This is a genomic window from Shimia sp. SK013 (assembly GCF_001292625.1).
Classification (GTDB): domain Bacteria; phylum Pseudomonadota; class Alphaproteobacteria; order Rhodobacterales; family Rhodobacteraceae; genus Shimia.
In genome coordinates this window covers 31,273-45,072 of the sequence record NZ_LAJH01000005.1, presented here as the reverse complement: position 1 = coordinate 45,072, position 13,800 = coordinate 31,273, and the positions used below count along the sequence as shown (strand labels likewise).

Sequence of the window (13,800 nt, the reverse complement as noted above, 5' to 3'; positions counted from 1 at the left end):
TACCCCTAAGATAGTCATGCGCAAACACATGTGAATTGCCGAAATTCGCAAGTACGTTATACAAATATGCATGAAAGATTTTGACTGGAACCACATCCGCGCCTTTCTGGCGACCGCCGAAGACGGCTCGCTCAGCGCGGCAGCACGGCGGCTCGGGCTGACGCAACCGACCCTTGGGCGACAGGTGTCTGCCTTGGAGGCCGATCTTGGCGTGCTGCTGTTTGAACGGGTTGGACGCTCACTGCGCCTTACAGATGCCGGGGCGGAATTGCTGGGGCATGTGCGCGCGATGGGCGCGGCCGCCGACCGCGTGTCTCTCGCCGCGTCAGGCCAAAGCCAGACCATCGAGGGCCGCGTGGCAATCACCGCCAGCGACGTGTTTTCTGCGTATCTGTTGCCCCCGATTCTCACCCGCCTGCGTCAGCTTGCCCCCAAGCTGGTGATCGACGTCGTGGCCGGAGATGACATCCGCGACATCCTGCGCCGCGAGGCCGATATCGCCATCCGCCATGTGCGCCCCGAACAACCCGACCTGATCGCCCGCCTGATCCGCGACGCAAACGGGTATTTCTATGCCGCGCCCGACTATCTTGACCGGCGCGGTCGTCCTAAGTCCCTCGCGGATCTGAAAACCCATGATTTCATCGGGTTTTCCGACAACGACCGCATGCTTGAGTATTTGCACCCTCTGGGCTTTCCCATCACCCATGACAATTTTCGCGCCGGCTCTGCCAGCGGCCTTGTGGCGTGGGAACTCTGCCGTCAGGGCTTTGGCATTGCGCCGATGGCCGAGGAGGTAGCGGCCAAATCAACGGGCATCGAACGCATTCTGCCAGACCTCGCGCCGATCACCTATCCGATCTGGTTGACCACGCACCGCGAGTTGCACACCAGCCGTAAGATCCGGCTGGTGTTTGATGTGCTGGCCGAGGCCCTCGCCAAAAGTTAAAGCCCACGGCTCATCATAACACGATTGCCATCACGACCAGTCTCTTGCCAGCCAAGATGATGATAAAGCGCGATATTTCCGGTCAAATCGACATGCGTCGCCAGCGCGATCTCGTCACATCCGGCGTCTTGCGCCAAGGCCACCGCATGACCGATCAGCTTGCCGCCCAGCCCTTTGCCACGGGCATCAGGTGACACCGCGACATTCATCAGATGCGCCTTGGGCGGTGCTAAAGCCACCATTAAGACGCCCTGCACCTCGGCTCGTCCGGTGACCCAGATTTGACCCGCCGCGATGGCACGGTCAATCCCGCCGGACACATCCGGCAGGACCACGCCTTGGTCGCGATAAGCTTGATAAGCGGCGTCAATCAACCGCGCGATGGCTTCTGCTTCATAGGCGTGGGCCAGGCGCGGTATCATTGATCAACCCCTAAGCGCGCCGCCGGTGGCCTTACTGACCTTCTCGACGATTTTTGCTGCAACCGCTTCGATGTCCGCTTCTTTCAGCGTTGTCGCTGTGGGCTGCAAACGCACGGTGAGAGCAAGGGATTTTTTACCGTCACCCAAGCTGCCTCCGATGAATTCGTCAAACACGCGCACATCTTCGATCAGGGCCTTGTCAGCACTCGCCGCTGCATTGACCAGCGTGAGGGCTTCGACGTCAGCCTCAACCACAAAGGCAAAGTCACGTTCAACGGCCTGCAAGTCCGCCATGGTCACGGCGCCTTTGGAGGCCGATTTCTTGCGCGGCAGAGGGATTTCTTCGGGATAAAGTGTAAACGCCACTGCCGGGCCTTTCACGCCCAGCGCATCCAAAACCTTGGGGTGCACTTCGCCAAACACGCCCAGTGTCTTTTTCGGGCCAAGGCAAATGCGGCCATGACGGCCCGGATGCCACCAAGCGTCTCCGCCGCGTTGGATCATCACCTTTGCCGGTGCGCCAATGGCAGACAGAACCGCCTCGGCATCGGCTTTGGCATCATAGATATCCACACCACGGCTCTCGCCATGCACATCCTTGCCAACAGTTCTGCCAACCAGCAGGCCGCTCACTTGCAAACGTTGTTCACCCGGTTCACCGCCCTGAAAGGCCGCGCCGCACTCAAACAGCGCCATGTCAGCATAGCCACGCGCCTGATTGCGCGCCGCTGCCTGCAAAAGACCGGGCAACAGGTCAGGACGCATGTGGCTCATTTCGCTGGAAATCGGGTTCTGCAGCATGGTCGCATCATCGCCACCGCCAAACAGCTCTGCCGCCGCTTTGTCGATGAAGCTATAAGTCACACATTCGTTGTAGCCGATGCTGGCTGTCGTGCGCCGCGCGACTTGTTCGCGTTTTTGCATTGGCGACAAAATTTGCTTGGGCACGCCCGCCGTCATCCGAGACATCGGCTTGCCTTCGAGCTTCGTCAGCGACGCAATGCGGGCAACCTCTTCCACCAGATCAGCCTCGCCGCGCACATCAGGGCGCCAGCTTGGCACATGGGCCATGTCGCCTTCGATCACAAAACCCAACGCGCTCAGCGTTGCGCGTTGCGTCTCGGCGGAAATTTTCATGCCCACCAACGACTGCACACGGTCTGTATCAAGCTTATAGGCGCGGCTCACGTCCGGCACGTTGCCTGCAATCACCAAATTGGACGGCTCACCACCGCATAGATCAATGATCATCTGCGTTGCATCCTCCATCGCCTGCATGTTGTAGGCCGGATCAATGCCGCGTTCGTTGCGATATCGCGCGTCAGAATTCACCTTCAGGCCACGGCCCGTATAGGCGATTTGAATGAGGTCCCAGACAGCGGCTTCAAGGAACACGTTGGTTGTGGTTTCGGTGCACCCGGTCGCCAGACCACCCATGATCCCGCCGATGGATTCAACGCCTTCATCATCGCTGATGACAACCATACCCTCGGCAAAGGTGTGTTCTTTTTCGTCCAACCCCACGAGCGTCTCGCCACCTTTGGCGCGATGCACGCGCAAATCGCCTTTGACCTTGTCCGCATCAAAAACGTGCAACGGGCGGTTGCGGTCATAGGTGAAGAAGTTGGTGATATCCACGAGCGCAGAAATCGGACGCAGACCGATCGCGGTCAGGCGGTCCTGCAACCATTGTGGCGACGGGCCGTTTTTCACGCCTTTGATCAGACGGCCGGCAAAGACTTCGCAGCCGTCCGTGGCGGCGTCCGCGTCAATGGTCACGCCGATCGGGCTCTCATAGCCGCCCGCAACAGTGGCGGTTTTTGCAGGCTTCATCGTGCCCAGCCCGCGCGCCGCCAGATCCAGGGCGATGCCACGTACGCCAAGCGCGTCAGGACGGTTCGGGGTGATCGCAATCTCGATCATCGTGTCGACCTTTGCGGGATCATTCTCCGCCAGCCAATCCACAAACTTGTCGCCCACTTCGCCCGAGGCCAGCTCGATAATGCCATCGTGCTCGTCGCTCAGTTCCAACTCTTTTTCAGAGGCCATCATACCGTGGCTTTCGACGCCGCGGATGTTGCCCACCTTGATGGTCAAATCGAGGCCCGGAATATACATGCCCGGCTTGCAGACCACGACGGTGATACCTTCGCGTGCATTGGGCGCGCCGCAGATGATCTGTTTCTCACCTTCATCGGTCGCAACCTGACACACACGCAGCTTGTCCGCATCGGGGTGTTTCTCGGCTTTCACCACTTTGCCCAGTGTAAATTCGGTCAAACGGTCTGCCGGATTGGCAACCTCTTCGACCTCAAGGCCAAGGTCGGTCAGCGCTTCGACGATCTCGTCAACGCTTGCAGGGGTGTCCAAGTGGTCTTTCAGCCAGGAAAGAGTGAATTTCATCGCGCCGTTCCGCCAGTCAAATAAGGGTCAGAAAGGGCAATAGCGGATATGGGCAAAAGGGGAAAGGGCGCATTGCCTTTGAGGCCCGCAAACTGCGAGACTCACTTGGTGTTTTGATAATGACCAGACTTGACGCATAGTGACCCTCAGGGATGACAGGGAGTTTGGCCATGGCCGCTAAGGACAACGGCGTAAAAACCGCCTATTTCGTGATTGCAGACATATCCGGATACACAAAGTTCATGGCTGAAACGCCAATTGAACACGCCAAAGGCATTCTGGAATCGCTGTTTGGCGATCTGGTGCCGGCGATCCGCGCGCCGTTGGAGGTCTCGGGCCTGCAAGGTGACGCGGTCTTCGCCTATGCCTTTGAAAGCGACGTGATGACCAAACAGTTCATTTTGGACTTTGCAGAACAGCTCTACTGCGTCTTTGCGCGGTCCAAGGAAAAAATAATCCTAAACACCAGCTGTCCCTGTGACGCCTGCGCCAATGTGCGCGATCTGGAGCTTAAGGTCGTTGTGCACCACGGCGAATGCGTCATTCAGGAAACCGGCGGACGCGAAGAACTGGCCGGTCAGGACGTGATCACCGCTTTCCGGCTGTTGAAAAACTCGGTCAAGGAGCGCACGGGGCTGAACGCCTATGCGCTGATTTCCTGTGATGCGCTCAGGTCCATGGACATGGCGGATTTGTTTGACGATTCTGATTTTCACAGCGAGGACATCGAGCACATCGGCCAGGTCGAATATGTGGTGCGCGACATGCGCAAAGCCTGGGAACGGCGCCGCACAACCGAACGCACCTTTGTCGAATCCAGCGAGGATCTGTTGCTGGAAGAATGGATGATCCCGCTGCCGGTCTCGCCTGAGCTGGCGTTCACCATTGCCACCCGGCCTGATCTGCGCGCCGAGTGGATTGGAGCGGACCAGGTCGACCTGCTCAACACCAACAAAGGCAAGATCGAGCCTGGAACAACCTATCATTGCCACCACGGTGACGAAATTTTCCCCTATGAGATCGTTGACTGGAACCCCGGAGACTACGTCACGGGGCGCTACAATCTGCCAATGGGACTGTCGATGCTGGAAACCATGGAACTTGTCGAAATGGGGGACGGCACGATGGTCAAGCTGCGGTTTGCGAAACCGAAGTCAGGCAAACTCATGGGCAAGATCATGAACGGCATGGTGCAGAAGAAGCTGAAGTCGATTATCGTTCCGGACAAAGAAAACCGCATCTCCAAGATGACGGCGCTCGGCAAAAAAATAGCAACTGAAACCGCGCCTGTACCAGCGTAACCCTCCCGCCCAGCTGCGCTGGTTGGGGGCGGCTCAAGCCTGTGGCTTGAGCCTGCGGGGCTTTGCCCCCGCCCCAGACAAGCTGGGCCTCCCCCAAGGTGTATCAAGCACAGAAAAGCTGTGTCAGCCTTGGCGCGACCGCACATGCGCCAGCCAGTTAGCCAGTTCGCGCGTTCGCACCGCGGGCACAAGCGAGTCGGCCTGCCCTCCCAGCCGGACCGCCGCCCCAGGATCAGTGTCTGCGACTTTCAAATACGGTGTCAGGTCTTCACCGTCGCCAAACACGCCGCGCCCGCCAGTGGCGCCTGCCACATCAAGCGCCGTCATCTCGGGATGGTACTGCACGCCCCAAAAATCCACGCCACCCGCCTCATAGGCCATCGCCTGAACCGGTGAATGGGCATTGCCTGCCAGCAAAACGGCACCATCAGGCAGGTCTTGAACTTCGTCGCGGTGCACGCATGGCACGCAATAGCCATCGTGCCGCCCCACCATCATCGGGTGCAGCCTGCCCGCCTCTGTCGGGGCGATCTCTTTGGCAAGGCCGATCTCCATTCCATTTGGCGATGCCCCCACCGCGCCGCCCAATACCACAGCCGCCAATTGCAATCCGTTACAAGAGCCCCACACGGGGCGGCCAGCATCAAAAACCTGCGCCATAGATGCCCGTAAGGGCGCGGCTTCTTCTGCATCCGTCGCCCAAGCCACGCCGGAACCGGAGAAAACAACCCCGTCGATGCCGTCCAGTGCATCTTTTGCCAGCGGCGCGGCATAGGGGCATTCCACAATGATGCGCAGCTCTGGCGCGAGGCCTTGAAACGCCCGCAAGAACGGCGCAGCGCCTGATTTACCCTTGGCCAGCAAGTCCGGTGTGTTGCTTTCTATGATGAGAATCGAGGTCACGGCGGCGCTCCTTTTCACAAAAGCCTAACACCACGCCCAAGGCGGTGTCGCCTGTTCGCGACATGGGCCACAAAAAGGCGCCACGAAAAAGGGCGCCCAAGGCGCCCAGTCTCTTAGCGGTTCAAGCCACCGTGCAGCGTCGGCTGATCGAGGCTTGCAAACCCGTAGTGACGCAGCCAACGCAGATCGCTGTCAAAGAAGGCGCGCAGATCGGGAATGCCGTATTTCAACATCGACAGACGGTCGATGCCGATGCCGAATGCAAAGCCTTGGTATTCCTGCGGGTCAATGCCGCCGGCCTCAAGCACCTTGGGGTGCACCATGCCGGAACCCAAAACTTCGAGCCAATCGTCGCCTTCGCCTACTTTCACTGTGCCGCCTTCCCAGCTGCACTGAATGTCGACTTCGGCCGAAGGTTCGGTGAACGGGAAGTGGGACGCGCGGAAGCGGGTTTTGACCTCGGTGCCAAAAAACGCGGTAAAGAATTCTTCCAAAACCCACTTGAGGTTCGCCATCGAGATATCTTTGCCCAAAGCCAGGCCTTCAATCTGATGGAACATCGGCGTGTGGGTCTGGTCATAATCGGCGCGATACACACGGCCTGGACAGATGATGCGGATCGGCGCGCCGGTCTTTTCCATCGTGCGGATTTGGACAGGCGAAGTATGCGTGCGCAACACGTGCGGCGGGCGCGCGTCGCCCTCACTACGGTGCGTGTAAAACGTGTCCATCTCGGCCCGCGCAGGGTGGTGACCGGGGATGTTCAGCGCATCGAAATTGTACCAGTCAGTTTCGATCTGCGGGCCCTCGGCGACGGCAAATCCCATATCGGCAAAGATCGCGGTGACCTCTTCGGTGACCTGACTGATCGGGTGAATCGACCCAACACGACGGGTGCGCGCTGGCAAAGTCACGTCAAGCCATTCGGTGGCCAAACGCACATCCAGCGCTGCATCGGCCAGCGCTGCTTTCTTGGCCGCCAAAGCCGAAGTGATCTCGTTTTTCAGCGCGTTCAGCGCCGGACCAGCCACCTGACGTTCCTCAGGAGTCATCTTGCCCAGCTCGCGCATTTTCAGGCTGACTTCGCCCTTTTTGCCCACGGCTGCCAATCGGATTGCTTCAAGCGTGGCTTCGTCGCCGGCTTCGCCAATCTGGCCCAGATATTTTACCTTCAGATCGTCCATGACGGCCCCTCAAATTCTGCTTGCGACCTGCTATCACATAGGGCCACGAAAGCAAGGGCAGCCATGGCGCAACAGTACCGCCTGTTGCGCAAACTTCTGGTTGCATCGCGCGCTCAAAGCCCCATGTTTGAGGCTACCGCCTCAGGGAGAGGGTGCATGTCACAGAAGATCACGCGCAAGCTAACCACAATTCTGGCCGCGGATGCCGAAGGCTTCAGCGCCGCCATGACCCGCGACGAGCTCGGCACGTACAGCGCTCTGCACGCTGCGCGTGACGTGTTTCACAAACTGATTGAGCACCACGGCGGGCGCATCGCCAACACGGCGGGCGACGGGTTGATTGCAGAGTTCCCCTCGGTGGTCGAAGCTGTGCAATGCGCGATCGAAACTCAACGCGAATTGGCGACACAACAAGACGGGCTGCGGTTTCGCATCGGCATTCATCTTGGGGATGTGATCGTTGACGGTCAGGACCTGATCGGCGAAGGCGTGAACCTTGCTGCGCGGCTGCAAACTATGGCGCAACCTGGCGGTATTCTTATCTCGCAGCAGGTCTATGATCAGGTGCACGCGAAACTCTCGACCCGCTTTGAATACCTCGGAGAAAAGCGCCCGCGCAACCTGTCCGAAGATGTTGCCGTCTACCGGGTTGCGACCGGCGCGGCCATCGATGACGATACGCCAATCTGGCAAGATCCGGTGCAGGTGTCGCCGCGCCAACGGCGGCCCGAAACCAAATCCAAGACGCAGCCGGAACTGGCACCTTCCGTGGAAACACCCGCGGACGCCGACACCGCAAAGTTTGCCAAGGCAGCCCGCCTCGGAGGTCTGATTGCCGGCGCACTGGTGCTGATCAATATCTTCTCGGGAGGCGAAATCTGGGTGCATTGGGCCCTGCTGCCGCTGGCCGTGGCCGCTGGCATCCGATGGGCGCCGGTTTGGTTGGGTCGGGACAACATCGGCGGTATCAACCTGCGTGTTCTGGTGCTGGTCGCCGGTTTGATCCTGATCAACCTCTTCAGCTGGTCAGGCCAATTCTGGGCCATCTGGCCCGCCGCTGCGCTGATTGCTCTGGCGCTTGGCCGCCGCATTTTGTCGTCGGACGCTGACTGAAATCGCGTCCGACGTTAAAGCCTATTTCCAGATTTTGGCGTCAACCCCATCCGCCATATCCGGATGGTCGGAAATGTGGAACGTTGGGGTTTTGCCTGCCGCGCGCTGCGCGCGGTAGTCACTGACCAACCGGATCACCACCGGGCTGAGCATTGCCAGCGCAAAGAGGTTCATAACCGCCATCACGGCTATCGCCGCATCCGCCGCATTGAAGACCACCGTGACGGTCTGCACCGATCCCCAAAACACAATCGCCATCACCGCGAGGCGCAACACTGCCAACCCGCGAGAAGACCCCACTTTCAGGTAAACCATGCCGCTTTCCGCGTACCCGTAGCAGGCAATGATCGTGGTGAAGGCAAAGAGCAGAACCGCAATCGCGATAAAGTGGTTGCCGAAGGGACCAAGGAAATATTCGGCCGCCTTTTGCGTCATTACGATGCCTTCCAGCATGTTGCCGTTGGCATCGACCATCTCATTTGCGCCGGAAACAATGATCATCACCGCCGTCGCCGTACAAACAAGGATCGTGTCCACGAAAACGCCGAAAGCCTGTACAAAGCCCTGACTGACAGGGTGGTGTGGCACCGGTGTCGCGGCGGCCGCAATGTTGGGCGCAGAGCCCATGCCCGCTTCGTTTGAGAACAGGCCGCGTTTCACGCCGTTGAGCAAGGCCACCATCATGCCGCCAGCTGCGCCACCTGCAACTTCCTGAAGGCCAAAGGCGCTGAGGAAAATCGACTTAAAGACGTCAGGCAGCATTCCAAAGTTGGTGAGCAAAACCCAAACGGCCACGATCATGTAGATGCCCGCCATGAACGGAACCAGCACCTCGGCCACGCGCGAAATCGCCCTGATACCGCCAAAAATAACCAAGCCGGTCACGGCCGCAATTACCAACCCGGAAACCTTCGGGGGGACACCCACAGAGGCTTCCATCGCCTGAGCGATCGAATTGGACTGCACTGCGTTGATAACCAGACCGAAAGCAAAGATCAGGCACACGGAAAACACGGCGCCGAGCCACGGCATTTTCAAGCCCCTCGCGATGTAGAACGCTGGCCCGCCCCGGTAGCTCCCGTTGGGACCGGTTGTTTTGTAAAGTTGCGCCAGCGCGGCCTCTGCCATTGCGGTCGCCATGCCCAAGAGGGCCACAATCCACATCCAGAAAATCGCACCCGGCCCACCGACGCCTATGGCAACGGCGACGCCGGCAAGGTTTCCGGTGCCGATACGCGAGGCCAAACTGATCGCCAAAGCCTGAAACGGTGAAATCCCGGCCTTGTCGGCTTCGTTAGTGCTGACGGTAAGGCGGATCATTTCGCCAAAATTGCGGAACTGGATGAACCCGAACCGAAGCGTGAAGTAGATACCAATGCCTGTCAGCGCGTAAACCAGCACGTAGCCCCAAAGCAGCCCGTTCAGAAAATCAATTACTGTCGTCATATCTCGCCCCGGTCGAATGCACTGTCAGAAAACGCAATAAATATTCAAGAAAGCGTCGCTTGCCGCTTCCTCTAGCGGCTTTGGGCCGAGACACAAGCCCACCGGGGTGGAACAGGCGACCACAGGTCACTTCTCCTTTGGAATCGGCATAAACTGGCCGAAGTTTCTCAAAATTCTATCCGCGGTTACTGCAAAAGCCCGCCAACACGCACCGAGGCCACCGGTCGCGCCATTTGTCCATAGGCGGACTCCGACTCGGCCAATTCCGGAAACAGCGACAGCAATTCGACGCGCGCGGCCAGATCCACATCCCGTATCGCCTGCGCACCCGCGAAGAAGCTTTCGCTCGGCACACCGTCGGCTTCGACGATTTGATGGCTGTCAAACATGATGTGGAAATAGGTCACTTCCGGCATTTGACGCAGCAAAACCCGATCGCCATCCACCAACGCCTTGGCAGGTACAAGCACCTCGCGCTCGCCGAAAAACAGTTCAGCCCGCCAGCCTTCCACCAGGATGCGGTGGTTCTGCGACACGTAATGCGCGCGCTTCGCCCCAAGCACACCCCGCGCCAGGCGCACCGGCGCAAAGGCGCCGCGACCCGAAACGGTGCGGCGACCAATCCATCGTACCGGCATCGGCCCGTGGTCCCGCGTTTGCACCAAATCCCCAACTGACAGGGTCTCAACCGCACGACAGCCAAGCGATGTCCTTATACGCGCTCCCGCCACGAAACAGGCCAGCCCTGTGTCACCGGGATTCACGGTTTCAAACGCCAGCGTGTCCGGATCAGGTTGATTGAATTGCAACGTTGTGGTCGTGGAGTTGGGTCCAACCAGAACCGGCAGGTTTTCCGAGATTGCCCCCGCCGCCGCCCCATCCAGCGCCAGAATGTTCTGAGTACCGCCGCCGATGTCGTAAAAGTCCACGACCGAGCCTGTATCGGTGTTGCTCAGTGCGTAGGCCTCATAGTTGCTGCTGCCGCCACCATTTGGGTCAGTCAACAAAATCGGGAAGTCATCTGCAGAAATCACATAGATGGTTTCGCCATTGTCCGGATCAACGGAGACCTGAACATCCGGATGCGTCAGCGGTATTTCGATCCCGACCGATCCGTCGCTTTGGTAGAAACTGACGACAAAATCATCGGGATCGTCGCTGCCGTTTAGTGCAACCTCCAGAAACTCGTTAACACCAGACGATGCAGCATAGGCATTCGAATAGTGCAGCTCGCTGATACGCGCCATGTAAAACCCTCACTCAGAACCAAATCACCTCGACAATCGAAACCGGTCACAGCGCTCCTTTTTGCCCGAGAATGGTGAATTTTGAGGAAAGGATTGTGGCGAAAGGGTGGATATCAGGTTTATTTGGCCCAAAAAACAACCCGACACATGTGCGGTGCATCGGGTCACTTTTCTTTGGGTTGAAATCAGGGTTTGGCTCAGTTGGTGAACTTCACCGCCGTCCCTGTCAACTTGCGGCGCGGGTAAACAACACCATCACACGAAAAAGGCCGCCCCGATTACCGGAGCGGCCTTTCAAATCTTGAACTGCTGTGTCGCTTACGCGGCCAGAGCTGCTTGCGCCTGCTCAACGATCGCGGTGAACGCATCGGGCTCGTGTACGGCGAGGTCGGCCAGAACCTTACGGTCCACTTCGATGCCGGCCAGGTTCAGACCATTGATGAAGCGGCTGTATGTCAGGGCTTCGTCATGCGCACGTACCGCAGCGTTGATACGCTGGATCCACAGCGCGCGGAAATTACGCTTACGATTCTTACGGTCGCGTGTTGCGTACTGGTTCGCCTTATCGACGGCCTGCGACGCTACCTTGAACGTATTTTTGCGACGACCATAATAACCTTTTGCGGCTTTGATGATCTTCTTGTGACGGGCGTGGGTTACGGTTCCACCTTTAACGCGGGACATATCTCAATCTCCTCTTAGCGATCGTAGGGCATAAAGCCCTTGACGATTTTTGCGTCGGGGGCGGACAGAGTAGTCGTGCCACGAGCGTTACGAATAAATTTGCGAGTGCGTTTGATCATGCCGTGGCGTTTACCCGCCTGGCCTGCCAAAACTTTGCCGGTCGCAGTGACCTTAAAGCGCTTTTTGGCGCTCGACTTTGTCTTCATCTTAGGCATTTCCGTCTCCTTTAGTATTCGGTCGGTGACAAACGCGACTCGGCATGCCTTTCAGGCCGGTCGCGCGAATAGAGGCGCCGTATAGTCCGCCTTTACTGACTCTGCAAGCGATTAATGCGGCTTTTGCCAGTGCCCGTTCTTCAGGAATGCATCATATAGGCAATCACGCGCACAATCACATTGGGCAGCTCGGCAATCGAGTATCTGGACGGATCCAGAATCCACCCTGTCGCCAGAATGGACGCCGCCAGAATGAACGCCGCCATCGCCTTGGTGGGGCGCCGTTCATCGGCATAGCCCGACAACATTGCCGGTATGGAAAACAGCCCGATCAAGGCGCCGATCGCGATCAGATAGTCAGTGGTCATAGTATCGTGTGGTTACCCCGGATGGTCCGGGCACACGCTACTCTTCTTCCATGTTGAAAATCAAACGCTCTTCACACGGGGCCACACGCAGAATGTTTGTTGTGCCCGGCACGTTGAACGGCAGGCCCGCTGTAACCACAATCTGATCGTCGTTTGTGGCATACCCCAGATCCCGCGCGGCACGCGCCGAGGCCACAACCGCCATTTTGAACCGCGACACATCAGAGACGATCACACAGTTCGTGCCCCAGCTCAGCGCCAACCGCCGCGACGTGCCCCGCAAGGACGTCATCGCGATAATAGGCACCCGCGGACGCTCTCGTGCAATCAACAACGCTGTGGTGCCTGACTGGCTAAAGCAACAGATCGCGGCCACTTCGGTGGTTTCCGCAATTTCCCGCGCGGCGGACACGATGGCATCCGCCACGGTCGAGCGCGGCGCGCTGCGGCTGGCCTCGATGATTTCGCGATAGGTCGGGTCGCTTTCGACCTCAACCGCCACGTTGTTCATCGTGGTCACGGCTTCGACCGGATACTGACCGGCTGCCGATTCCGCAGACAACATAATGGCGTCCGCACCTTCGTAGATTGCGGTGGCCACGTCGCTCACCTCGGCTCGGGTCGGCATCGGGCTTTCGATCATACTTTCCAGCATCTGCGTCGCAACAATCACCGGCTTGGCCGCCTGACGACATTTACGCACCAGACGTTTCTGGATAGGCGGCACGGCACTGACCGGCAGTTCCACACCCAGATCGCCGCGCGCCACCATGATGCCGTCGCTGGCTTTCAGGATTGCATCAAAGCTTTCAACAGCCGCCGGCTTTTCGATTTTGGACAGCAGCGCCGCGCGCCCCTGCGCCAAACCGCGGGCCTCTTCTACATCTTCAGGACGCTGCACAAACGACAGCGCCAGCCAGTCCACACCCAGACCACAAACAAATTCCAAATCGTCGCGGTCTTTCGCGGACAATGCCGCAAGCGGCAACACCACGTCGGGTACGTTCACGCCTTTGCGGTTGGAAATCGTCCCGCCAATTGTCACGCTGCAATCCGCAAAATCGGCCCCGCAAGCGTCAACTTTCAGGCGGATCTTACCATCGTTGACCAACAGGTTCGATCCTGCCTCCAGCGCGGCAAAAATCTCGGGGTGGGGCAAGCACACGCGATTGATGTCGCCCTCGGCCTCGTCCAGATCAAGCCGGAACTTCGCGCCTTCAACCAGCTCTTCCTCACCGTTGGCAAACACGCCAACCCGCAGCTTCGGCCCCTGAAGGTCCGCCAGAATGGCAATCGGGCTTTGCAGGTCTTTTTCGACCTGACGTATAATGCGGTGTTTTTCGCGGATTTCTTCATGGCTGCCGTGGCTCATGTTCAAGCGGAACACGTCGGCGCCAGCCTCATGCAACCCGCGGATCATGTCATAGGTTTCCGACGCTGGACCCAGCGTCGCCACGATCTTTACGTTTCTCAGTCGTCTCATAGTGTCATCATCCCCGAACTGGCGTCTTACCCTTAGGTGAGCCTGCTACATCGCTCTTGCTGACCCCGATACTTGTTAACGC

At 58.6% G+C, this 13,800-nt stretch carries 13 protein-coding genes; 3 read left to right on the top strand and 10 right to left on the bottom strand.

The window, feature by feature from the left end; genetic code table 11:
• Positions 1–70: 70 nt before the first annotated feature.
• Entirely contained in the window at positions 71–949 is an 879-nt protein-coding gene (locus tag SHIM_RS00510) for a LysR family transcriptional regulator (RefSeq protein WP_054000669.1), read from the top strand.
• On the opposite strand, the gene SHIM_RS00505 is transcribed toward SHIM_RS00510, so the two are convergent.
• Both SHIM_RS00505 and pheT read right to left on the bottom strand, forming a co-directional pair.
• Positions 946–1,371 carry a GNAT family N-acetyltransferase gene (locus tag SHIM_RS00505; RefSeq protein WP_054000668.1) on the bottom strand — a complete coding sequence of 142 codons (426 nt, stop codon included), beginning with the start codon at positions 1,369–1,371 and terminating at the stop codon, positions 946–948. The genes SHIM_RS00510 and SHIM_RS00505 overlap by 4 nt on opposite strands.
• Positions 1,372–1,374: 3 nt before the next feature.
• Positions 1,375–3,774, bottom strand: a complete 2,400-nt coding sequence (gene pheT / locus SHIM_RS00500) for a phenylalanine--tRNA ligase subunit beta (RefSeq protein ID WP_054000667.1) — start codon at positions 3,772–3,774, stop codon at positions 1,375–1,377.
• Between the two features lie 170 nt (positions 3,775–3,944).
• Between pheT and SHIM_RS00495 the strand changes: the two genes are divergently transcribed.
• A complete protein-coding gene (locus SHIM_RS00495) occupies positions 3,945–5,075 on the top strand; it encodes a DUF2652 domain-containing protein (protein WP_054000666.1) in 1,131 nt (376 codons plus the stop codon).
• A gap of 123 nt (positions 5,076–5,198) precedes the next feature.
• Here the strand turns inward: SHIM_RS00495 and SHIM_RS00490 are convergent, their stop codons facing one another.
• Together SHIM_RS00490 and pheS are read right to left on the bottom strand one after the other, a co-directional pair.
• Positions 5,199–5,978, bottom strand: coding sequence for a type 1 glutamine amidotransferase (locus SHIM_RS00490; RefSeq protein ID WP_054000665.1), 780 nt, complete (start codon positions 5,976–5,978; stop codon positions 5,199–5,201).
• Between the two features lie 113 nt (positions 5,979–6,091).
• On the bottom strand, positions 6,092–7,162 hold the full coding sequence (gene pheS / locus SHIM_RS00485; protein ID WP_054000664.1) for a phenylalanine--tRNA ligase subunit alpha: 1,071 nt from the start codon (positions 7,160–7,162) through the stop codon (positions 6,092–6,094).
• A 156-nt stretch (positions 7,163–7,318) separates the two neighbouring features.
• On the opposite strand from pheS, the gene SHIM_RS00480 reads away from it, so the two are divergent.
• Positions 7,319–8,275, top strand: a complete 957-nt coding sequence (locus SHIM_RS00480) for an adenylate/guanylate cyclase domain-containing protein (RefSeq protein WP_054000663.1) — start codon at positions 7,319–7,321, stop codon at positions 8,273–8,275.
• A 21-nt stretch (positions 8,276–8,296) separates the two neighbouring features.
• Here the strand turns inward: SHIM_RS00480 and SHIM_RS00475 are convergent, their stop codons facing one another.
• The 6 genes from SHIM_RS00475 to pyk all read right to left on the bottom strand — a co-directional run bounded on the left by SHIM_RS00475 (position 8,297) and on the right by pyk (position 13,718).
• Positions 8,297–9,721 carry an alanine/glycine:cation symporter family protein gene (locus tag SHIM_RS00475; RefSeq protein WP_054000662.1) on the bottom strand — a complete coding sequence of 475 codons (1,425 nt, stop codon included), beginning with the start codon at positions 9,719–9,721 and terminating at the stop codon, positions 8,297–8,299.
• Positions 9,722–9,906: 185 nt separating this feature from the next.
• Positions 9,907–10,968 carry a Hint domain-containing protein gene (locus SHIM_RS00470; protein WP_054000661.1) on the bottom strand — a complete coding sequence of 354 codons (1,062 nt, stop codon included), beginning with the start codon at positions 10,966–10,968 and terminating at the stop codon, positions 9,907–9,909.
• A gap of 318 nt (positions 10,969–11,286) precedes the next feature.
• Positions 11,287–11,652, bottom strand: coding sequence for a 50S ribosomal protein L20 (gene rplT / locus SHIM_RS00465; RefSeq protein ID WP_054000660.1), 366 nt, complete (start codon positions 11,650–11,652; stop codon positions 11,287–11,289).
• Positions 11,653–11,666: 14 nt separating this feature from the next.
• On the bottom strand, positions 11,667–11,867 hold the full coding sequence (gene rpmI, locus SHIM_RS00460; protein ID WP_054000659.1) for a 50S ribosomal protein L35: 201 nt from the start codon (positions 11,865–11,867) through the stop codon (positions 11,667–11,669).
• Between the two features lie 140 nt (positions 11,868–12,007).
• Positions 12,008–12,235 carry a hypothetical protein gene (locus SHIM_RS00455; protein ID WP_054000658.1) on the bottom strand — a complete coding sequence of 76 codons (228 nt, stop codon included), beginning with the start codon at positions 12,233–12,235 and terminating at the stop codon, positions 12,008–12,010.
• Between the two features lie 37 nt (positions 12,236–12,272).
• The gene (pyk, locus tag SHIM_RS00450) at positions 12,273–13,718 is read right to left on the bottom strand and encodes a pyruvate kinase (protein WP_054000657.1); all 1,446 of its coding nucleotides are present in this window, start codon (positions 13,716–13,718) and stop codon (positions 12,273–12,275) included.
• Positions 13,719–13,800 lie beyond the last annotated feature (82 nt).